General features: G+C 38.0%; 16 protein-coding genes. 5 read left to right on the forward strand and 11 right to left on the reverse strand.

The window, feature by feature from the left end; all coding sequences use genetic code 11:
• Nucleotides 1–3: 3 nt before the first annotated feature.
• The 3 genes from J2786_RS17515 to J2786_RS17525 form a co-directional block, all read right to left on the reverse strand.
• Nucleotides 4–957 carry a ring-cleaving dioxygenase gene (locus J2786_RS17515; RefSeq protein ID WP_047433768.1) on the reverse strand — a complete coding sequence of 318 codons (954 nt, stop codon included), beginning with the start codon at nt 955–957 and terminating at the stop codon, nt 4–6.
• 210 nt (nt 958–1,167) lie between these two features.
• The gene (locus J2786_RS17520) at nt 1,168–1,464 is read right to left on the reverse strand and encodes a GNAT family N-acetyltransferase (protein WP_047433770.1); all 297 of its coding nucleotides are present in this window, start codon (nt 1,462–1,464) and stop codon (nt 1,168–1,170) included.
• Nucleotides 1,465–1,657: 193 nt separating this feature from the next.
• Entirely contained in the window at nt 1,658–2,590 is a 933-nt protein-coding gene (locus tag J2786_RS17525; RefSeq protein WP_047433772.1) for a ring-cleaving dioxygenase, read from the reverse strand.
• A gap of 558 nt (nt 2,591–3,148) precedes the next feature.
• Here J2786_RS17525 and J2786_RS17530 point away from each other — a divergent pair.
• The 5 genes from J2786_RS17530 to J2786_RS17550 all read left to right on the forward strand — a co-directional run bounded on the left by J2786_RS17530 (nt 3,149) and on the right by J2786_RS17550 (nt 9,502).
• Nucleotides 3,149–4,144: an EamA family transporter gene (locus J2786_RS17530; RefSeq protein WP_052187109.1), complete on the forward strand. Its 996-nt coding sequence runs from the start codon at nt 3,149–3,151 to the stop codon at nt 4,142–4,144.
• Between the two features lie 18 nt (nt 4,145–4,162).
• Nucleotides 4,163–5,191, forward strand: a complete 1,029-nt coding sequence (locus tag J2786_RS17535; protein ID WP_047433774.1) for a methionine ABC transporter ATP-binding protein — start codon at nt 4,163–4,165, stop codon at nt 5,189–5,191.
• A complete protein-coding gene (gene metI / locus J2786_RS17540) occupies nt 5,184–5,840 on the forward strand; it encodes a methionine ABC transporter permease MetI (protein ID WP_047433776.1) in 657 nt (218 codons plus the stop codon). Before J2786_RS17535 ends, metI begins: the two co-directional genes overlap by 8 nt.
• 105 nt (nt 5,841–5,945) lie before the next feature.
• The gene (metQ, locus tag J2786_RS17545; RefSeq protein WP_047433778.1) at nt 5,946–6,755 is read left to right on the forward strand and encodes a methionine ABC transporter substrate-binding lipoprotein MetQ; all 810 of its coding nucleotides are present in this window, start codon (nt 5,946–5,948) and stop codon (nt 6,753–6,755) included.
• Nucleotides 6,756–7,291: 536 nt separating this feature from the next.
• Nucleotides 7,292–9,502, forward strand: coding sequence for a glycoside hydrolase family 3 C-terminal domain-containing protein (locus J2786_RS17550; protein WP_374710525.1), 2,211 nt, complete (start codon nt 7,292–7,294; stop codon nt 9,500–9,502).
• A gap of 540 nt (nt 9,503–10,042) precedes the next feature.
• Here J2786_RS17550 and J2786_RS17555 read toward each other — a convergent pair.
• The 8 genes from J2786_RS17555 to J2786_RS17590 all read right to left on the reverse strand — a co-directional run bounded on the left by J2786_RS17555 (nt 10,043) and on the right by J2786_RS17590 (nt 22,422).
• Nucleotides 10,043–12,229 (reverse strand): outer membrane beta-barrel protein, encoded by a 2,187-nt coding sequence (locus J2786_RS17555; protein ID WP_047433781.1) that lies wholly within the window; start codon nt 12,227–12,229, stop codon nt 10,043–10,045.
• Between the two features lie 388 nt (nt 12,230–12,617).
• Nucleotides 12,618–13,169, reverse strand: a complete 552-nt coding sequence (locus J2786_RS17560) for a DUF2652 domain-containing protein (RefSeq protein ID WP_047433783.1) — start codon at nt 13,167–13,169, stop codon at nt 12,618–12,620.
• Between the two features lie 59 nt (nt 13,170–13,228).
• Nucleotides 13,229–14,641: an efflux transporter outer membrane subunit gene (locus J2786_RS17565; RefSeq protein WP_310026078.1), complete on the reverse strand. Its 1,413-nt coding sequence runs from the start codon at nt 14,639–14,641 to the stop codon at nt 13,229–13,231.
• A 17-nt stretch (nt 14,642–14,658) separates the two neighbouring features.
• Entirely contained in the window at nt 14,659–17,799 is a 3,141-nt protein-coding gene (locus J2786_RS17570; RefSeq protein ID WP_047433786.1) for an efflux RND transporter permease subunit, read from the reverse strand.
• A gap of 9 nt (nt 17,800–17,808) precedes the next feature.
• Entirely contained in the window at nt 17,809–18,954 is a 1,146-nt protein-coding gene (locus tag J2786_RS17575; protein WP_047433788.1) for an efflux RND transporter periplasmic adaptor subunit, read from the reverse strand.
• A 219-nt stretch (nt 18,955–19,173) separates the two neighbouring features.
• A complete protein-coding gene (locus J2786_RS17580) occupies nt 19,174–20,088 on the reverse strand; it encodes a helix-turn-helix domain-containing protein (protein ID WP_047433790.1) in 915 nt (304 codons plus the stop codon).
• A gap of 84 nt (nt 20,089–20,172) precedes the next feature.
• Entirely contained in the window at nt 20,173–20,919 is a 747-nt protein-coding gene (locus tag J2786_RS17585; RefSeq protein ID WP_047433791.1) for a metallophosphoesterase, read from the reverse strand.
• Nucleotides 20,920–21,033: 114 nt separating this feature from the next.
• Nucleotides 21,034–22,422 (reverse strand): MFS transporter, encoded by a 1,389-nt coding sequence (locus tag J2786_RS17590; RefSeq protein WP_047433793.1) that lies wholly within the window; start codon nt 22,420–22,422, stop codon nt 21,034–21,036.
• Nucleotides 22,423–22,484 lie beyond the last annotated feature (62 nt).

Raw genomic sequence — 22,484 nt, forward strand, 5'->3', positions numbered from 1 at the left:
TTTTTATCTGAATTTTTCTGTTGGATAATCAATTTTGGGAAGAACTTCTTTCAAGCGCTCTCTTCTTTTTTCAAACTGTAGGGGCAATTGCAGATCCTCTCCTAAAAATGCTGCCTCTTCATCTACATCGAAACCTGGGCCTGACGTGGCAATTTCAAATAAAACGCCTCCCGGCTCTTTAAAATATACGGAAGTAAAATATTTTCTGTCTTTCACTTCAGTATGCTCCAGTCCGTATGCATTCAGTCTTTTTACCATTTCAAGCTGGGATTCCGCATCGGGAGTCGCAAAGGCTACATGATGAACGGTGCCTCTTCCTGCTAAACCTTTTAAAGCATTTGGGGTAGAAAGCAGATCTACATATTTCCCCGGCATATTGTCTGTTCCCAATCTCAATCTGTCAGGACTTTCTCTGATCACTTTATGATCCATCTGAGTTGTCAGAAGGGCCGCTGTTCTTTCATAGGCATCCTGCCAGATTTCTACGTGATGGATTCCTTTGATGGCATAATCTTTAGGAATATAGCCATTGTAATACCCTTTTCTTTCGTCTTTATCATTAAAAACCAGTTCCAATCCTAACCCGTCAAAATCTTCTAGATAAATAAAAACTTCATCAGAAAACCTTTGCTGCGGCTGTTTGAAAGGAATATTAAACTGTTCCAGACGGTTCATCCAATAATCCAGGGCATCTATAGAAACTGAAAAAGCAGTGGTATTGAGCATTCCTTTTCCATGTCTGCCATTGATCAGGTCTTTACCATAGGGAAAAGTTGTCATAATCGTTCCCGGTGTTCCGTATTCGTCACCGAAATAAAAATGATAAACATCTGAATAATCAAAATTGACTGTTTTTTTGACCAGTCGAAGTCCTAAAACTCCTGTATAAAAATCTATATTTTCCTGTGCATTGCCGGTAATTGCCGTTACGTGATGCAGTCCTGTGATAAGTTTCATTGTGATAAAATTGTTAATTGGTTATTATGATGGGATGCGAGATTTCGGGATGCGGGATTCGGGTTGATAAGTTCGAGAGAAGCTGTATGAATTGTTTGGCTTTCACTTTTGTTTTTTAGCCCGGACTCTCAAACCCTCTTACCCTCCGACTCTCAAACTTGAATCTCGAATCTCAAAAACCCGCATCCCGAAACCCGACTCTCAAACTCACTAGAGTTCTTCCTTCAACCATACATCATTATATTCTTCCGGATGACGTTTGAACTGTGCGTGAACATACGGACACAGCGGTAAAATCTTTAAGTCGTTTTCTCTTGCATAGGAAACCAGTCTTTCCAATAAGATTTTAGCAAATCCTTTTCCTTCATATTCCGGATTTACTTCCGTATGATAAACCGTCAGCTTTTTTCCAATGACTGAAATATCCATTTTACCTGCTTTATGATCGTCTGAGAAAAGCTGAATCTCTCCCTTTCTTCCTTCTAAAACTATTTCTGTTCTTTCCATTTTTTTTATTTTTTTGGTATTAAATCGTGTTTTTTTAAAGCAAAGATTTAATAATAATCCTTCATATTTTAAGTTGACTTAAGAATGGAATCAACATGTTGATTCTATGAAACGTCCTGTTACAATAAGTTTATATTCCGGATGTTTAAATCTTTATTCAAAATTAGCATCTTTATAAAATATGACCGATGATCTATGATAAGTTCGGCAATACTCCTTCTATTTTCTCACGCATTCCTTCGTATTGAACAGGAAGTTTAAGGTTGGTCCCCAACTCATTCAAAGGTTCATCTACAGTGAATCCCGGATTGTCGGTTGCAATTTCAAATAAAACACCTCCCGGCTCGCGGAAATATAATGAATAGAAATAATCCCTGTTGATTTTCGGGGTGATGCTTAATCCTGCAGATAAAGCTTTCTCACGATATTCCATTAAAACATTGTCATCTTTTACTCTGAATGCAATATGGTGATTGGTTCCCGCTGCATTTCTTCCTGCAGGAATTTTATCATTTTCAATAATATCAACTAGATTAGCAGTATCTATAGCATCAGTAGCCAATCTGTATCTTTCACCTTCCTGTTTCTGCAAATCGTATCCTAAGATATCTGTCAGAACTTTGATGGTAGGATTTGCTTTTGTCAGGGTTAAAGTTACATTATGGAAGCCTCTTAATGCATTTTCATCTTTGATATCGTCTGTTGTCCATACTTTTCTGTTGTCTTCATTTAACGGTTCTATCAACTGTAACTGAAGACCGTCCGGATCTTTAAAAGAAATCATTTTTTCTCCGAATATTTCTCCTTCTTCTGTAGCTACGTTGAAGCTTTGTAAATGATTTTTCCAGAATTCAAGACTTCCTTTCGGTACTGAATATCCTATATGAGTTGCCATACCGCTTCCGTTGTTTCCTTTTCCTATTCCCTCCCAGGGAAAGAATGTAAGAATTGTTCCCGGTGTTCCTTCTTCATTTCCGAAATAGAAATGATACGTTCCCGGGTCGTCAAAGTTCACGGTTTTCTTTACCAGTCTTACGCCTAACACTTTGGTATAAAAATCTAAATTTCTTTTCGCGTTGTCTGCAATAGCAGTAATATGATGCAGACCTAAAATTCTATTGTCCATTGTCTTTTTATTTTGATGCTAAATTACAGTGAACAGAAATCCTGTACATTTAACTAGTTTAATAAATGCAGGAATTCAATTTTGCAGCATCATTTTTACAGGAAATGAACATTTGCATAATTCTCATCAATTTCACTTTATATTGCCTTTTTCATAACGCCTATTTTAGGGGAAATATGATCTTCTTTTTCCAAAAAATTCTAAAACCAATCTATTCAATACTTTAAATTCAAAATAAAACAAATTATAAAACACTGGTTTACAAATAATTAATCTATTAATGATAATTTAATATTCAAAAAGCCTACTTTTTTAGTGGACTAATAAAAATTATATTCTATATTTGCAAACGTATTCAGGAAATAAAACAAAATGAAGGCAGAATTAAAATATAATTCAATGAGAAAACATAGCATCAAAAATATGATGAAGGATATGTGTATGCCTGTACATCAAAAATACTGTGGTTGACCTTACTTTTATTTAGATATATTTTCAAAGGCTTTACCACGTAGTAGAGCCTTTTTTCATTAACACAACAACATTAAAAATATAAAAATGAGCAATTCTAAAAACAAATGGTTGATTCCATTGGCTTTTACAAATATCTATGTGATATGGGGAATTACGTTTTTAGCTATATCATTTGGCTTAAAAGGTTTTCCGCCTTTCATTCTTTCGGGATTAAGATTTCTGGTTGCCGGAATTCTGATGATAGGATATCTACTGTCTAAGGGAGAAAAAGCCAATTCTCTGATCAACTGGAAGAAAAATGCAATCACCGGCATTCTTATTCTTACCGGAGGAACCGGTCTAGTAGCCTGGGGAGAACAATATGTGACGGCTTCTGAAGCTGCAATTTCGATTGCAACCGGGCCATTCTGGTTTATTGCTATCGACAAAAAGAACTGGAAATATTATTTTTCAGATAAATTCATTCCGATAGGATTGGTGATCGGTTTCGTAGGATTGATTATGTTTCTAAAAGGAAGTGTAAATTCTAATGCTCATACATTGGCAGATGGAAACTTACGTATTACTGCGTTTGTGGTATTAGGATTAAGCTCCATTGCCTGGGTACTCGGCTCATTATATTCAAAGAAAAATCCGGCTTCTCAATCTACCTTCATGAATATTGCACAACAGCTTATCGTAGCAGGATTAGCCTCTTTTCTAATTGCTTTTTTCAGAAAAGAATGGACTGGTTTTTCAGTTTCAACTGTTCCGTTATCGGCATGGTTTGGGGTTCTATTTTTGATCTTCTTTGGATCGATAGTCGCTTATTTGTCGTACATTTGGCTTCTGTCCGTAAAACCCGCTGCTTTGGTAAGCACCCATACCTATATCAATCCTATTGTAACAGTGATTGCAGGCTGGATTGTTGCACACCAAAGCATCAATGGAGGTCAGCTGTATGGTTTATTCGTCATATTGCTGGGAGTACTTCTAACAAATGTCACCAAGTATTTCAGACTTTCAAAACGGGCCAAGGTCAAAATCAGAAGAGTAAGGAGATTTTTAAACAGAACAGGCAGACCTTATCAGCCTATTTAAAAAGTATATAAAATCAGAATGATAGAAATCAGAAACATATCAAAAACATTTCATCAGAAAAAACAGTCTTTCAAAGCACTGGATAAGGTGAGTCTTACTATAGATAAAGGAGATATCGTAGGAATTATCGGTTTTTCAGGTGCAGGAAAAAGTACACTGATCCGCACCGTCAATCTATTGGAAAGACCGGATGAGGGACAGATTATTATCAATGGAAAGGATTTTACAAAGCTCAGTTCCAGACAACTGGCTGAGGAACGTAAAAAAATCGGAATGATCTTCCAGCATTTCAATCTTCTTTCTTCAAGAACTGTTTTTGATAATGTAGCGCTTCCATTGGAACTGGATCATACCAGCAAGGACGAAATCAACAGAAAAGTAAATGAACTTCTGAAGATTGTAGGACTTGAAGATAAAGCCAACGATTATCCCAAAAGCCTTTCCGGAGGACAGAAACAGAGAGTGGCCATTGCAAGGGCTCTGGCCAATGATCCTCACCTTCTGCTTTGTGATGAAGCAACCAGTGCACTGGATCCTGCTACAACACAATCTATCTTGCAGCTTTTAAGAGATATCAATCAGAGACTGGGAATTACCATCCTTTTAATTACCCACGAAATGGAAGTCATCAAAGCGGTCTGCAACCATGTTGCCGTGATCGACAAAGGAAAATTATTAACAAAAGGAACGTTGAGCGAGATTATTTCGGATAAAGAGAATCCGATCATCCGCCAGTTCATTAATTCAGACATCATGACCCTGCCACAGGAACTCATCAGCAGACTGCAGAAAGAACCCAAAGAAGGTTTATTTCCGCTGGTCGAAATAGAACTTAACGAAAACATCAGTGTTGAACAAATTCTTTCAACGCTGTACAATCAATATAAAATCCCTTATAAACTGTTAAAGGCAGATGTAGAATATTTCGGAAATTCCAATTTCGGTAAACTACTTTTGCAGCTTCAGGGGGAAACTGAAGAAAATCAACAGGCGATCTATTATTTCAACCAAAATAAAATTCAAAATACAGTAAAAGGATATGCTTAGTGATACGGTAATTGCCCTTTTGGCAAAAGGAACCTGGGAAACGGTTTATATGACATTTTTATCCGGATTTTTTGGATTTGTGCTGGGACTTCCGGTAGGAATCATGTTATTTTTAACCAGAAAAGGCCAACTGCTGGAAAATGTGGTCTATCATAGAGGATTATCTATTCTGGTTAATATTTTCCGTGCTATTCCTTTTATTATTCTGATCGTGTGGATGATTCCTTTTACCAGAGTTCTGGCGGGAACTTCTATTGGAGTAAATGCAGCTTTGGTTCCGCTAAGTGTGGGAGCAGCTCCTTTTATTGCAAGACTCGTGGAGAACAGCCTGATTGAAGTTCCTCATGGTCTTATAGAAACGGCAAGAGCTTTGGGAGCTTCTCCATTACAGATCATTAGGAAAGTATTGCTTCCTGAAGCCCTTCCATCCTTAATCAACAATGCTACTATCACTTTGATTACGCTTGTAGGATATTCTGCAATGGGCGGTGCTGTAGGAGCAGGTGGACTTGGACAGGTAGGTTACCAGTACGGATATATCGGATATGATATTGTTATTATGAATACGGTCTTGATCCTGCTTGTTCTTTTGGTTTTCATCATCCAGTTTATGGGCGACAGATTGTCAAAAAGATTTGATCACAGATAGTTTTTGGGTGAGAGGGTTTGAGATTCGGGGTGAGAGTTTCGGGATATGGAAAAGGTAAAAACTTTTTGCTCTTTTGCTTCAATGGTATTTAAATAAAAAAATAGAATGAAAAAAATAAAGATTTTTGGTGTATTGGCTGCAGGAATATTGCTGTTCAGTGCCTGTTCAGGAAGAAAAGATGATCCGAACTTTATCCGTGTAGGAATTACTTACGGTCCGGAGCAGGAAATTGCAGAGGTAGCCAAAAAAGTAGCGAAGGAAAAATACAATCTTGAAGTGGAACTGATCCCTTTCAATGATTATGTAGTTCCCAATGAAGCATTGACTAACGGAGATATTGATGCCAATGCTTTCCAGCATATTCCTTATTTAACAGAACAGTCGAAGCAGAGAGGTTATAATCTTGCCCCTGTAGGCAATACATTTGTTTATCCTATTGTAGCCTATTCAAAAAAGATTAAAAATGTCGGTGAATTACAGGCAGGCAATACGATTGTTATTCCCAATGATCCTACGAATGGAGGACGTTCTTTATTGCTTCTGCAAAAAAGCGGATTGCTGAAATTGAAAGCTGGCGTAGGACTTCTACCGAAAGTAACAGATATTACAGAAAACCCGAAACAACTCAAAATTATGGAGATTGAAGGTGCTCAGATTCCAAGAGTGTTGGAGGACAGAGATGTTGTTGTGGGAGTGATTAATAATAATTTTGCGGCTCAGGCAGGTTTGAATCAGGAAAAAGAAGGAATTCTTGTGGAAGATAAAGACTCCCCTTATGTGAATGTGGTGGTTGCGAGACAAGATAATAAAAACAGCCAGAAAGTAAAAAACTTTGTAAAAGCCTACCAATCTCCCGAAGTGGAAAAGAAAGCTAAAGAAATTTTCAAAGGAGGTGCTGTGAAAGGATGGGATTGATGAGAGAGTTTGAGAGTGTGAGGGTTTTAGAGTAGTAGAGTTGAGAGAGAGGATTCGGGATTCGGGATTCGGGTCGGGGTACGAGTTTTCGGGATGCGAGTTGGAGGGTTGGAGAGTAAGAGGGTTTGAGTTTAGATTCCTTTGGAATGAACAAACTACACGCTATACCTATACGTCCGTCTTGTCATTCCGTAGGAATCTAAACACTGTGTTAGGAGCATTGTAAGATTCGAGGTGTTGAATGAAAGTATACGGGAGTAGCTTCATTCGTCTTTTATCATTTTGAATTTCGCTTTTAGCCTTTTCACTTTTATGTTTCCCATCAACTTCTCTTCAGTTTTTTCACATGTACAAATACAATATTGAATAAAAGCTGTCCGCCAATAAGCAGGCAGTTTTTTTATTTGCTAAATTTTATTTTCTCAATTTGAGATAATAAAAAATTTTCTTTATTTTTGTTTTTAATCAAATAGAAAGGCATTATGTTAAAGAAAACCGTCATTATAAGTTTACTCACCTTTATTTCTGCTTCTTATATGGCTCAGACAAATACTACCATCCCCGTTTATTTAGATGAATCCAAACCTGTAGAACAGCGTATTCAGGATGCACTATCAAGAATGACACTGGAAGAAAAAGTAGCTATGCTTCACGCACAGTCGAAATTCAGTTCACCGGGTGTACCAAGATTGGGAATTCCTGAATTCTGGACCACAGATGGTCCACACGGGGTTCGTCCTGAGGTAATGTGGGACGAATGGGATCAGGCCGGATGGACCAACGACTCTATTATCGCCTACCCTGCCCTGACTGCTTTATCCGCAACCTGGAACAAAAAAATGTCATGGAACTATGGGAAAGCATTGGGTGAAGAAGCCCGCTACAGAAAAAAAGATATTCTTCTGGGACCTGGAGTTAATATTTACAGAACTCCATTAAACGGAAGAAACTTTGAATATATGGGTGAAGATCCTTATCTGACTTCAAAAATGGTTGTTCCTTATATCAAAGGCGTACAATCTAATGGTGTGGCAACTTCTGTAAAACATTTTGCACTAAACAACCAGGAAATGTTCCGCCATACGAGCAATGTGAATGTAGATGACAGAGCCCTTTACGAAATTTATCTGCCTCCTTTCAAAGCAGCAGTAACAGAAGGTGATTCGTGGACAATCATGGGTGCTTACGATATGTACAAAGGCCAGTACGCCAGCCAGAATCAGTATCTTTTAAATGATATTTTAAAGAAAGAATGGAACTATAAAGGGGTTGTAGTCTCTGATTGGGGAGCTGTCAACAATACAGAACAGGCCATTCATAACGGTCTTGATCTGGAATTCGGATCCTGGACCAACGGACTTTCTGCCGGAACTAAAAATGCCTATGACAACTACTATCTGGCAAAGCCTTATCTAGATCTGATTAAAGCAGGAAAAGTAGGTACCAAAGAACTGGATGACAAAGTAACAAGATTACTTCGCCTTGCTTATAAAACGACGATGAACCGCAACAAACCTTTTGGAAATATTGCTTCTGAAGAGCATAAAGCCGTTGCGAAAGAAATTGGTGAAGAAGGGATTGTTTTATTAAAAAATCAAGGCAATGTTCTTCCGATTGATATTAATAAGGCTAAAAAGATAGCGGTTATCGGAGAAAATGCCATTAAAATAATGACTGTTGGCGGAGGGTCTTCTTCATTGAAAGTAAAATATGAAACCCTTCCTTTAGACGGAATCAAATCCAGATTTGGAAAACAGGCTGATGTACAGTATGCAAGAGGTTATGTAGGTGATATCGGAGGTGAATACAATGGCGTAAAATCCGGACAGGACCTAAAAGACACCCGCTCTGAAGCTGAATTACTGAATGAAGCAGTAGAATTGGCTAAGAAATCAGACTACGTCATTTTTGTAGGAGGATTGAATAAAGCAGACTTCCAGGACAGTGAAGGAAACGACAGAAAAAGCTATGGACTCCCTTACAATCAGGATCACGTGATCTCTGCTCTTGCCAAAGCGAATAAAAACCTTGCTGTTGTTTTAGTTTCAGGAAATGCTGTAGCAATGCCATGGATTAAAGAGGTTCCCACTATTTTACAGTCATGGTATCTGGGTTCTGAAGCCGGAAATTCTATTGCTGCAATTTTAGCAGGAGATGCCAACCCATCAGGAAAGCTTCCGTTTACTTTCCCTGTAAAACTTGAAGACAACTCAGCACACCAGCTTGGAGAGTATCCGGGGCAGAAAGACGAATTTGCCGCAGGAAAGGGGAAAGATCAGAAAAATCCGATCAATATTACTTACAATGAAAGCATTTTTGTAGGCTACCGCTGGCATGATACTAAAAATATAAAACCGTTGTTCAGTTTCGGACATGGATTGAGCTATACCACTTTTGAATTCGGAAAAGCGAAAGCAGACCAGACCACCATTTCACAAGACGGCAGAATCACGTTTACAGTAACGGTTAAAAATACAGGTAAAAAAGCAGGTGCTGAAGTGGCTCAGCTTTACATCAGTGATTTAAAATCATCTGTTCCCCGTCCTTCAAAAGAACTGAAAGGTTTTGAAAAAATATATCTGAATCCGGGAGAACAAAAGGAAGTGAGTTTTACTATTGATAAAACGGCTTTAAGCTATTTTGATGCTCAAAAACACGATTGGGTGGCTGAACCGGGAGACTTTGAAGCACAGATTGGAAATTCTTCCGATGCTATTAAAACGAAAGTGAAGTTTACCCTTAAATAAAACTGAGAGTTAAGAGTATAAACTCTATTTATAATTATTTGATAGAATGCAAACAGATTCCAGATTGGGATCTGTTTTTTAATTTATTTAAATGCAAAGATTATTGAATTCGATCTATTATCTGAGGAAGCAAAGTGAAGCGACAATGTCACAGATGAAGCTAATGGATCATACGAACGCTTAGAAAAAATCAATCTTATTGATTCCATCTTTGCTCCCTTTAAATTCAAAAGTATCTTAATGTAAAACTTTGCGTTAAAATAAAAATCCTAAGTCTGCTCAAATATTCAATCTTATTTTTTAAACCATTAAGGAGTTTTTAAGTGATGAAGAAAAATTAAGATTCAAATAAATTTGAATAAAGCGTTGCATCTGATAAATGTCTTTAGACATTCTCTTAATAATCTTAACAACTTAATATTTTCTTAATGGTTCAAAAACTTCAGTGTAGATTTTTTGCTATAGCATAAATATTTTAGGAAAATAAAAAGCAGACTCCAAATTGAAACCTGCTTTTATTTTTACCTGACAAATCTTGAATTATTTTCCGCCACCGCCGTTTTTCTCAACATCGGTTTTTGTATTTTCTTTTACCTTCTGGTTTCCGAAGCGCTTCACAAACGTAAGGGAAACTCCGTACCAGTCCCATTTTGAATACTCTCTGAAAGTTCCATCCGCACTATATGTTGTGTTATCACCGTAAGGTCTTTTAAAAATATTCATCAGCTGCATACTCAGCTCCATTTGAGTTTTCGGGAATATTTTAGTCACTGAAATATTATGGAAGACATTGGTATTGTTTGCGTATGAATTTCCGTTGTTCTGATTGGCCAGTTCCACCCATGCACTCAGGTTAATATTTTTATTGAAAAGGTTCGTATAAGATACATTTGCAGAGGCTCCCCAATAACTGATATAGTCTTTGGCACCCAGTTTATTTTTCTCATTAAAATCTTTATTATTAATATAGTACCATCCGAATCCTGCATTCACATTCAGTTTATTTTTCAGGAAATTCTGATTGGTATTGGCAAAAAGGTAATATTTTTCAACCTTTCCGTCAAAATTTCCGGGTAATGAAACCGTCCTTCCGTTTTCCGTTACATAAGTAGTCCAGTAATCCTGATTGGTGTGCATATATCTGGCAGAAATAAAGTATTTCTTCAGAATTCCGAATTTCATATAAACCCGGTCATTCGGGTTGGGATTCAGATAAAGGTTTCCTCTGGAATAGGTACCATTAATTTCAGGCATCAGGAAAGGGTTAAACTCAGAATACCATGGTCTCCAGATGCTTCTGTTATAGGTAAGACTCAGGTCAAATTTCTCTGAAAAGCTATATTTCAGCAATAAATTGGGAAGAAAGGTTCCATAAGAATCTCTCCTCTCTGTACCTGCAACTTCCTGTCTTACTTTATAATCAATATATTCGTATCGGATTCCGATTCTCGTTTCCAGTTTTTCAAAAAATGTTTTACTATAATTGGCATATAAGGAGCTCAGATGATCTTCATAATGGAATCTGTCATTTTTGGATAGATTAGCAAATTCCGGGGTAGGATTATTCATGCTGAATCCATAAAGGCTGTTGGAAATAGCATGGTTATTAATTTCCGTTTTACCGCCCATTTCCATAGTGCCGCCCGATTTACCGAAAGGATGTGTATAATCCACTTTCAGATAATAATTACGCATCTGGTTGGAGCTGATAACGCCAAGCTGCTGAGTGGTTTTCACTCCCTGTTTATCAATTAATTTATCAATCAGGTTATCATTGTTATCACTGGAGTAATTGGTTCCCAAATTAATATCTAAAATCCTGTTCTTTTCTTTATCATAGTATTTATAGAACGCATTAGTTCCCAGATTACGGCTGAATCCCCAATTGTTCTGGCTTTGGAGGAAAGATTCTCCCGGATCTCCATCTTTTGACGTCATCCCATCAGATTCTGCGGAAAGTAAATTCCTGTTTTGTGAATATTCCAGAACAAGTCCGAAATTATTTTTGTCATTAATTTCAAACTCTGAAGTAGAAGAAATGGAAGGGCTTTCATTTCTCATTACGTTTTCCAGGTTGAAGCGGGTAAGCTTATTATTTTCATAACGGTTATCCCAGGTTTGGGTTTTCTGTACATAATTTCCGTTATTGTATCCTCCAATAAAGGTTTGGGTAAACTTTTTCTTATGGTAATTCAGGTTGAAGTTCGTGTATTGTGAGTTCTTCGTACTTTGTCTGTTATTGAGGGAGATGCTTCCTTTTAGTCCTTCGTCATCCCTTTTTTTAAGAACAATATTGATCACGGATCCTGAAGTTTCATATCGGGAAGAAGGGCTGGTAATGACTTCAATTTTCATCAGGTTATCAGCTGGAATTGTTTTAAGGTATTCCTTTAATTCTTTCCCTGTAAATACAGATTTCCTGTCGTTGATGTATACGGTAACCATTTGTCCCTCGGCTTTTACCTCATCATTGTTATCAATACTTACCAAAGGCGTCATTCTGAGAACATCCCATGTTGTATTTCCCGCCAGAATTGCACTATTGGCTACATTGAATACAGTTCTGTCTATTTTTGATTCTACTGTTGGCTTTCTGGCAACCAGAGTAACAGCTTCTATTTCTTTTGCATTTCCCTTTACAGTATCGCTGGCTGCCGGAGCTGGAGTTTGCTGTGCCATTGCTAATGAGCCTGTTAATAATGCTATTGGAAATAATAGTATTTTCATGTGAGATTATAGTTTTATCTATAAGACCACTATCTTCATAATTTTGTTACATCAAAAAAGAAAAAAAATAAAATAAACACTTAATTACCAATCATATATAAGTATTTAATTTAAACATAAATTCAAAAACAATACATATTTTTCAACAAAAGAACGTAATATAAATCACTATCATAATAAATATTCTTAAAAAAGCATTTTATACACAATCTAAATTTCAGTTAAAAAAGTTTTAAAATGAATAGTAATTTCATGAATATTTTACACTTAATTAATGTCAAGCAATTTTATACAGGATTTCCAGCAGGTTTATCCATAAAAAAACCCGGATCTCACCCGGGCCGCTAGCAATAGCAAATTTACAAGGATTAATATTAAAAAATATATGCTAGTTTAAATTTTCAAAATAATGGATAACGCCTACTTCAGGCAAACGAAGCGGATCTTTATTAAAATCAGATTCTTTATTGTTACTGCTTTCCAGAAATGAATTACTGAAAAGGGCATAAGAAGGCTGTTCTGCTACTCCGTTTTTCAAAAGCTGATGGGCTTCCACAATCGTTTTTCCATATAGCTTTCTGAAGTTTCCAATATTGTATTGTGAAAAAGATCCATAATGAACAATAAACTTGAGGGCCAGATCAATTTTTGTACTTAAGCTCTTACTGAGCTCCTCTATTTTCCTGTTGAAAGCACTTCTCATCTTCCAAAGCATTGTTGAAATACTATGGTAGGATGGATTTTCATCATAACGGTAAAATAAAATAGCATCGCCCTCAATCTCGGAAATTTCAAAATACTGATCGTTTACATCAATCAGTGTAGACAATAATTGCCGTACAATATACTCGCCTGTGTACAATTTTGTATTGAACACAAATTCGGTAAATCCGCTGAAATCCGGAATGAGAATGATCCCCTCTTGTATATTTGTCTTCATAATGATAATGGATTAGAAACCTGCTTCATCATTACAGACGAAGCAGATTCAATTTTACTTTATTGCCATCCGCCTCCTACAGAGCGGTAAAGTGCTGTAATGGCATTCAGTCTCTGGGTTTTCAGAGAAGCCAGTTCCAGTTCTGCCTGCAGTTTATTTGTTTGTGCAATAATCACTTCTACATAAGTAGCTGAATTATATTTAAATAACAAATCCGCCTTCTTTACTGCTTCTCCGGATTTCACAGCCAGTCCTTCTGCAATTTTCTGCTGTTCTTCCAGCTTTTTAATCTGCACCAATGCATCAGAAACTTCAGCTACCGCTTTTAAAACGGATTGCTTAAAGTTAATTTCTGCCTGATCAGCCAATACTTTAGACTGTTCATACTGGGTTTTCAACTGTTTCCCATTCAAAACAGGCTGTGCTACAGCACCCGCCACCATTCCGAAAAGTGATCCCGGAACACTGAACCATTTGCTGATCTGGAAGGCATTCACTCCGCCCTGCGCAGTAATATTCAATGAAGGATACATACTCATTTTTGCCACATGAATGGCCGCTACACTTTTTCTGACTTCAAATTCAGCTGTTTTAATATCCGGTCTGTAGCTTAATAATTCCGAAGGAATACCTGCTGCCAGATGATCCGGAGACTGTACATTGTTCAGGCTTGCCCTTCTTTCAATTTTTCCCGGCATAGAACCCGTTAACAGGCTCAAAGCATTTTCCTGAGTGATCACAGAGCTTTCAATCGCCGGAATTGATTTCAGAATCTGATCTTTTACAATTTCCTGCTGCTGTACTGCCAACGCAGTTGTCAAACCAAGTTCCTGCTGTTTGGTCAGAAACTTCAAAGTATTATCCGCATACGCCAGATTGGATTTTGTAATTTCCAGCTGAGTATCCAGCATTAACAAGTTGTAATACCCCTGCACCACCGCAGATACAACCTGTGTTTTTACCGCTTTTGCCGCTTCCTGTGTTTTAAGATATTCCGCCAAAGCCTGTTCTTTTCTGCCTTTAATTTTACCCCAGATATCCGCTTCCCATGAAAAACTCAGAGAAGTTGTATAATCTTCCATATACCTTTTTCCCATAAACTGTCCGGCCATCATCCCGTTCATACTATTGTCGGAAGGACGGTTGATATTGGCATTGGCCGAAGCACTGACTGTTGGTATATTTGCCCATTTGCTTTGGTTATATGCTAATGATGCAAATTCTATCTGCTTTAAAGCCACCTGAAGATCATTATTCTGTACCATTGCTTTATCAATTAACCTTACCAGAACAGGATCTTTGAAGAAATCTTTGTAACTTATTTTAGCAATATTCTCCTGAGAATCCACCACCATACTGTCAGCTCTGAAAGCTTCGGGCATTTTTATTTCAGGTTGTTCATATTTCTGAACTTTACAGGAGATTGCTGTTCCGGAAATAAATGCGATGTATGCTATATTTTTAATTTTCATTTTTAAAATCATTTGAATTAATATTCCCAATCTGCATCGGTTACCACTCTTCCGTTGATTCTTTCATGCAATGCCTGGAATACCACAAAAAGAACAGGAACTACAAAAATCCCCAGAATGGTTCCGAAAAGCATCCCTGAAATGGCTGCATATCCGATGGAATGGTTACCCATCGCTGAAGGTCCTACCACGAATAATAATGGAATCAATCCGGTGATAAATGCAAGGGAAGTCATTAAAATAGGACGTAAACGCGCCTTTGCTCCTTCTACTGCAGATGCGATAAGACTTTTCCCTGCTCTACGCCTTTGAATAGCAAATTCCACGATCAGGATACCATTTTTTGCTAACAAACCAATCAACATTACCAGAGCAATCTGTACATAAATATTATTGGAAAGTTCTGCAAAAGTAATTCCCACAAATACTCCTGAAAGACCTACCGGAATAGCGATCAATACAGCTAATGGAAGAATATAACTTTCATATTGGGCAGACAAAAGGAAGAATACAAACACGATACATAATCCGAAGATCATAACAGATTGTGAGCTTGAACCTGCTTCTTCACGGCTCATTCCTTTATAATCATAAGTATATCCCGGAGGAAGTACCTGCTTGCTCACTTCTTCAATGGCTGCCATAGCCTGTCCGGTACTGTATCCCGGAGCAGCCATTACCGTTAAATTGGATGAATTAAACAGGTTAAAACGATCTACCACTTCAGCTCCCGTTACCTGTTTCAGACTTACCAGTGTGTTGACAGGAACCATCTGGCCCAGATTATTTTTAACGAAAATCCCGTTTAAGGATTCTTTATCCTGTCTTGTCTCCGGAGTAGACTGCACGAGAACTCTGTAATATTTCCCAAATCTGTTGAAATCAGAAGCCTGAATACTTCCGTAATATCCCTGCATTACTCCTAAAACATCAGAAACATTGACTCCCAGCTGTGCGGATTTCACTTCATCCACAAGCACTTCAAACTGAGGATACGTAACATCAAACGTGGTAAATGCCACTGCGACTTCCGGTCTCTGCATTAAAGCACCCATCATTCCGTAGGAAATATTTCCCAGGTTCTGAAGTTCTCCATTGGTACGGTCCTGAAGCACAAGCTCCATCCCACTCGTATTACCGAAACCATCTACCGTTGGGGTGTTGATCACAAGGAAATTAGCTCTTTTATCCTGAGAAAGCATTCCCTGGGTTAGTCCGATGATATCATTGATATTATTCACAGAGCCTCTCTCGCCTCCTTTTTTCAATTTGACGAAAATAGAAGCTGCTGAAGATGACATGGAACCACTGAATAAGTTCAGTCCATCTACCGAAATCACTTTATCCACGGCCGGATTTTTCATTAAAAGATCTTCCGTATCAGAAACGACTTTGGAAGTTCTGTCCTTTGAAGCTCCGGGAGCAAGGTTAGCCGTTACAATGATAAAACTCTGGTCTTCATCCGGAATAAATCCTTTAGGCGTTGTCATAGACATCCACGCAAATAATCCACCGAAAGCCATAATAATAATCAAAGCCACCCATTTTCTTTTTAAAAGAAATAACACGGCTTTTCCATAACGGAAAGTCAGTTTATTGAAGCTTGCATTAAATCCTGCAAAGAAACGGTCTTTGAAATTCATTTTTTCATGCGTTTCCGGATGATGTTGCTTTAAGAATAAAGCACATAAAGCCGGACTCAACGTCAATGCATTCACCGCTGAAATCACAATAGCAATGGCCAGTGTTAATGCAAACTGCTGGTAGAACAATCCCGTAGAACCACTCATAAAAGCCACCGGAACGAATACTGCAGACATAATCAACGTAATCGAAACAATTGCTCCTGTGATCTCACTCATTGCAGACATCGTAGCGGCTCTCGGGTTGAGTTTTTTATGTTCCATTTTAGCATGAACAGCCTCTACAACCACAATCGCATCATCCACCACAATACCAATGGCGAGCACCAGTGCAAACAACGTCAGGATATTGATAGAGAATCCGAAAACTTTCATAAAGAAGAATGTTCCCACAATGGAAACCGGAACGGCAATCGCCGGAATTAAAGTAGAACGGAAATCCTGAAGGAAAATATACACCACAATAAACACCAGGATAAATGCTTCTATCAAAGTATGAATTACCTGTTCTATGGATTGATCCAGCGCGTCTTTTGTAGCATAAGGAATTTCATAATCCATTCCTGCCGGAAAGGATTTTTCCAGTTCTTTCATTCTTTCCTGAAGAGCGATCTGTACTTCATTGGCATTGGATCCAGCCATCTGGAAGATCGCCATCGTTACGGATGCTTTTTTATTATAATTCGAAGAAACGGTATAACTGTACGCTCCGAATTCTACTTTGGCAATATCTTTTAATTTCAAAACAGAACCGTCATTCAATGCTTTGATTGTTATATTTTCATATTGCTCAGGCTCTGTAAATTTTCCTTTGTAGCGAAGCACGTATTCCATGACTTCTTTACTTCTTTCTCCTAATCTTCCGGGTGCTGCTTCAAGGTTTTGCGTCTGGATAGCACGCGAAACATCAGATGGCGTAAGATTGTATGAAGTCAGTTTATTGGGATCCAGCCAGATACGCATGGAATAATCTTTATTTCCGTATACCATGGCATCTCCTACTCCTTTTACCCTTTTCAGCTCCGGAACGATATTGATTTTTGCATAGTTTTCAAGGAAAAGATCACTCATTGACCCATCTTTACTGGTCAGCGAGACCATAGCAATCATACTGTTCTGTCTTTTCACCGTAGTGATTCCCGCCTGAATTACTTCTGCAGGAAGCTGGTTGGTTACCTGCGCTACCCTGTTCTGAACGTTAATCGCAGCCTGATCGGGATCTGTTCCCAATTTGAAAATAACCGTAATACTTAACGTACCGTCATTACTCGCTGTAGACGTAATATAATCCATATTTTCCACACCGTTGATGGCATTTTCCAATGGCGGTGCTACAGACCTTGCAATAGTCTCAGCATTGGCTCCCGGATAGGCCGCTGTTACCATAACGGTAGGAGGCGCAATGTCCGGAAATTTTGTAATCGGAAGACTTACCATCCCGACGATCCCCAGTATTACAAGCAATACGGAAATAACCGTTGCCAGTACGGGTCTTTTTATAATTTTCTTTAACATGATTTCTTTTTAGGATTTTTTCTGTTGAGCATTTTTCTTCTGTGCCACGACAGGAGTTCCCGGCTGTAATCGGTCAAAACCGCTGGTGATATATTCATCGCCAGCTTCAAGTCCTTTGGCTACAATGAAATTGTCTCCAGCCTTTCCATTCACTTCTACAGGCAGCATAGCTGCTTTCCCACCCTGAATAGTGAATACAAAAACTTTATCCTGAATGGTTCTGGTAGAAGCAATGGGAAGTAAAACAACATTGCTGTAGAACTGATCAAGTACAATTTTCCCGGTGTTTCCGCTTCTCAAAAGATTGTTGGGATTGTTGAATTTTGCTCTTAATGTGATTGATCCGGTCGTTTTGTTGAACTGACCTTCCACCGCATCAATTTTTCCTGTTTCTGCATATTTTTCACCACCTGAAAGCAATAATGACACTGCCGGTGTATTTTTGATCACTTCAGCAATACTGCTTCCTGTATACTGTTTCTGGAAATTGTTAAAATCATTTTCGCTCAGGCTGAAGTAGGTATACACCTGATGAATATCTGATAATAAAGTAATCGGCTCCTGATTACCCGGCGTCATCAAACTTCCCAGACGATAATTGAACCTTCCGATAAACCCGCTTACCGGAGCTTTGATGGTAGAGAAATTCATATTGATTTTTGCAGATTCAATGGTAGAAGCAGACTGACTTACTGCTCCTCGTGCCGCATTATAAGCTGCTTCAGCTTCTTTTACCTGAATTTCTGAAACCATTTTATTTCTGAACAGTTCTTTTTTTCTGTCCAGATCAATTTTAGAAGTGGAAAGATTCGCCTGAGCGGTAATCAAAGAGGCCTGAGCACTTTTCAGCTGCTCACGGAAAACCTGATCTTCAATTTTGAACAAAGGCTGCCCCGCCTTCACAAAGTCACCTTCATCAACAAAAATTTTGCTTAAATATCCTGTTACCTGAGGTCTGATTTCCACATTGGAGATCCCTTCTACAGATGCTGCATATTCTCTGGAAACAGAGGCATCTCCCTGTATCACTTTTGCTACAGGCAATTCCGGTGCCTGCTGCTGATAGCCCTGGTTTTGATTGTTTTTCCTACACCCTGCCAATACGATCAGTGAGAGGAAAAGTAGAGTCGATTTTTGAATAAAAAATCTTTGCATAACATTAGTCCTTTTAAATTTTCCGCACAAAAATCGAACGAAAAAAATTCAATAGGATTATTCGAAAAACTCCTTATTTTGTCAAAAAGACTCCTTATTTGAAAAAACATGAGAAATATCATTCATAGAGAATATAAATGACAATATTTACTATTTTAAATCAAAATAATAGTTAAAATTTGGTAAAAAGACGTCTTAAAAAACACAAAACACTGATTATCAATACAAATCATCTTTCTTGTATTCCAGAGGAGATCTTCCGGCGTGTTTTTTGAAAAATTTACTGAAGGATGCCTGATCTGAAAAACTCAGCTTTGATGCTACATCACTGATATTCAGATTGGGATTTTTCAATAGCAGCCTGGCTTCTACCGCCAATACCTGATGAATGATATCTCTGGGAGATTTAAATACCGTTTTATTGATTACTTTCGTGAGGTATTTACGGCTGATAAAAAGTTTATCGGCATAGAACTGAACATTGTGTTCTTCTTTGAAATGATCCTGAACAAGTTTGAAGAAACTGGTGGTCAATTCATCTTCTCTATGGGTAACCGGATGGGGCTTTTCGGTTTTCTTGAAATAATTATCAATTTCGTAGATCACCAGCGAAAAGTGATGCCAGATCATTTCGTTGAAATAATAATTTTCTTTTTCCTTATCATTTAAAACCTTCAGCTCATAGAGATGGAAATTTACTTTCCTGTACACATCCGGCTCATTTCTGATGATATGAGTAGGATCTGAAGACAAACTCTTCAGAACATTGTTTGATTTGTAATTAAAGCCTGCATCGGATATAAAGTTCAGTGAAAAGAAAATATATTTAGCATTGTAATCTTCTGTAATTTCATCCAGCCAAAACGTTTCCAGCATGGGACAAAAAATAATATCGCCTTTGGTCACGCTATAGCTCTTATCATCCAACCTGAATGTAACACCTCCTTTCTGGACCATAAAAATGCAGAAATAATCGGAACGATAAGGCATATTGGGTTGTATGATGTAGTTTGCCTTATCAATTTCCATCACCACAAATTCCTTGATTCTAAGATCAAACTCCACTTGCTGAAGCACTTCATCGAAGGCCAGCTGGGAAACAAAATCAAGTTTTGACTGGGATTTTTTAGGCATTGAAAGAAAATTAAGTACGAAGGTAGTGGAAAAAGGAAAAAATGCCAAGAAGCCCCATCATCAAATTGTACTTTTTATTGCTTGCTAAACAACAATCAGCAATTCCTTATCATATCCATTGTACTTTTCATCGATATAGCCGTGAGGATTACAGATGATTTCCGTTGCTTCGATCTTATATCTGCACGGCGTATGGATGTGCCCGTGAATCCAGTACAACGGCTGATATTCTTTAATAAAATCTTCCAGATCAGAAGCATAGGCCGCTGTTAAAGGATCTTTTTTGTAATGTCCGGGAACAGATTGTATGCTGGGTGCATGATGGGTAACCACTATATTTTTAAGTCCTATTGAGTTTTCAAGACTTTCTTTTAACCATTGCTTTGAAAGCTGATGAATTTTAAAAGTATCCAATGTTCTCATTTTCGAATAAGAAGGATCTCTTCTGATCATTTTATAGTCGTTCATCTTTGGCTGGCAAAGCATTCCGTACTGAACCGGATTCCCAAAGATTGAAAAATCCGTCCACAAGGTTGCCCCATGAAAACGAATACCGTCTATATCTACAAATGAATTTTCCAGCACATGAACATTGGAGTCCAGCGCTGCTTCTCTGATCTTATGGAGTGTTTTAGGGTAAGAACCTTTATAGTATTCATGATTACCCAAAACATAGATGACAGGTTTATTGGGTATTGCTTCTTTAATCCATTCAATTCCTTTGGTTCCCAGATTGACATCGCCTGCCAATACAACCACATCTGTGTGATCAAAATATAATTCCGTAGTTCCAAATTCCTGATGAAGATCGCTGATGACCTGTATTTTCATGATTTCCCGTAAACAGCAAAGGTAGTGAAGAGAAACAGAATATAAAAAATCAAAAAGAACCGGCACCTAAGCACCGATTCTTTCCTCATATAGTTTGTGTATTTTTAAGACCGCTTATGAAACGGCTACTTCTGCCTGCTTCACTTTTACGCTTTTCAATATAAAATAAAATAACATTCCGAGAGCCAGTAAAGCGTAACTGATCAAAATAATCAGATTCAGGCTTCCTACAGAAAGTTCTGACGGAAAGATCTGACTCATTAACGTCATGAATGACAATCCAATACCCGCTCCCAAAAAGTAACTTGTAGAACTCAGACTTGATGCCAATCCGTAATATGCAGGTTCAACATCCTGGATTCCCATTACTGAAAGTGCGGTAAAGCAAAACGTCATTCCAACTCCGGAGATGCATGCTGCTCCCAATAAAACTACGGTTAGCGGATGTCCTGTGTAAACTGAAATCAACAGCAACAATCCTCCAGCCAGCATAAACAGCCATCCTAAAACACCCATTTGAGAAGAACTCAGACGTTTTGATATGTGCGGCAGAATGAATTTAGCCGTTAAAGCAGACAGAATACTGAACGGAACAAGCATTAATCCTGCAGACGCAGCGCTGTAATCCATATCTTTCTGAAGCATCAGTGAAATCAGGAATAAAAATCCGATAAAAAATGCTCCCAGGGTAAAGAATACCGCATTGGAAACTACCAGGGATTTATGTTTAAATAATTTTAAATCTACCAAAGGCTCTGCAACGGATTTTAAACGGTAGTACACCATAACAAGCAGTACTAATGCTAAAACCAAAGAACCTGTTATCAGGAAAGGCTGTTCTTTAATATGAATCAATTCATGGGTTCCGTAAGTAAGACTTAAAAGTCCTAATACCATCAATATTCCTGAAACCAGATCTGTTTTCTGAGCCGTTTCATTTTTCTCATCTGTCGGCAGATAATAGTACGACAACACCAATGTGATTAAAAGAATGGGAACATTGATCAGGAAAACCCAATGCCAGCTCAGGTAAGTACTGATAATTCCTCCTACTGAAAGACCGCTTCCTGAACCAATGGCAGCAAATGAACTGAAAATTCCGATAGCACGGTTTCTCTCCTGTTCTCCTCTGAAGGTATTGGTCACGATAGACAATGCTGACGGCATTACCAATGCAGCTCCCAATCCCTGCAAAGCACGGAAAACAGCCAGCACTTCAAAGTTTTGGGATAATCCTGCCCCTAATGAAGTGAGCATAAAAATCAGCGCTCCCCACAAAAACATTTTCTTTCTTCCAATCTGGTCTGAAAGTTTTCCCCCAATAATCAGAAATCCTCCAAAAAACAATACATAGAGTGTCTGCAGCCACTGTACGGTCTCGGCACCAATCTGAAACTGCTGCTGAATAGAAGGAATAGTTAAATTAATAATGGCAATATCCAATGCCTCTACAAATGTTCCTACCGATGCTAAAATTAATATTAAATTCTTCCTTGTATCCATGTTTCAAATTTCCTGCAAAATTAAAATTAACAGAACGTATTTGAAAATTTAACCTTAAATTT

Source organism: Chryseobacterium vietnamense, assembly GCF_031454475.1.
Lineage (GTDB): Bacteria > Bacteroidota > Bacteroidia > Flavobacteriales > Weeksellaceae > Chryseobacterium > Chryseobacterium vietnamense.

Excerpts from the sequence above, each read along its gene's own strand:
- J2786_RS17585 (WP_047433791.1), bottom strand. The coding sequence starts at position 20,919 with ATGAAAATACAGGTCATCAGCGATCTTCATCAGGAATTTGGAACTACG.
- J2786_RS17550 (WP_374710525.1), top strand. The coding sequence starts at position 7,292 with ATGGCTCAGACAAATACTACCATCCCCGTTTATTTAGATGAATCCAAA.
- J2786_RS17565 (WP_310026078.1), bottom strand. The coding sequence starts at position 14,641 with ATGAAAATTAAAAATATAGCATACATCGCATTTATTTCCGGAACAGCA.
- J2786_RS17590 (WP_047433793.1), bottom strand. The coding sequence starts at position 22,422 with ATGGATACAAGGAAGAATTTAATATTAATTTTAGCATCGGTAGGAACA.
- metI (WP_047433776.1), top strand. The coding sequence starts at position 5,184 with ATGCTTAGTGATACGGTAATTGCCCTTTTGGCAAAAGGAACCTGGGAA.
- J2786_RS17575 (WP_047433788.1), bottom strand. The coding sequence starts at position 18,954 with ATGCAAAGATTTTTTATTCAAAAATCGACTCTACTTTTCCTCTCACTG.
- J2786_RS17580 (WP_047433790.1), bottom strand. The coding sequence starts at position 20,088 with ATGCCTAAAAAATCCCAGTCAAAACTTGATTTTGTTTCCCAGCTGGCC.
- J2786_RS17520 (WP_047433770.1), bottom strand. The coding sequence starts at position 1,464 with ATGGAAAGAACAGAAATAGTTTTAGAAGGAAGAAAGGGAGAGATTCAG.
- J2786_RS17555 (WP_047433781.1), bottom strand. The coding sequence starts at position 12,229 with ATGAAAATACTATTATTTCCAATAGCATTATTAACAGGCTCATTAGCA.
- metQ (WP_047433778.1), top strand. The coding sequence starts at position 5,946 with ATGAAAAAAATAAAGATTTTTGGTGTATTGGCTGCAGGAATATTGCTG.
- J2786_RS17535 (WP_047433774.1), top strand. The coding sequence starts at position 4,163 with ATGATAGAAATCAGAAACATATCAAAAACATTTCATCAGAAAAAACAG.
- J2786_RS17515 (WP_047433768.1), bottom strand. The coding sequence starts at position 957 with ATGAAACTTATCACAGGACTGCATCACGTAACGGCAATTACCGGCAAT.
- J2786_RS17525 (WP_047433772.1), bottom strand. The coding sequence starts at position 2,590 with ATGGACAATAGAATTTTAGGTCTGCATCATATTACTGCTATTGCAGAC.
- J2786_RS17530 (WP_052187109.1), top strand. The coding sequence starts at position 3,149 with ATGAGCAATTCTAAAAACAAATGGTTGATTCCATTGGCTTTTACAAAT.
- J2786_RS17560 (WP_047433783.1), bottom strand. The coding sequence starts at position 13,169 with ATGAAGACAAATATACAAGAGGGGATCATTCTCATTCCGGATTTCAGC.
- J2786_RS17570 (WP_047433786.1), bottom strand. The coding sequence starts at position 17,799 with ATGTTAAAGAAAATTATAAAAAGACCCGTACTGGCAACGGTTATTTCC.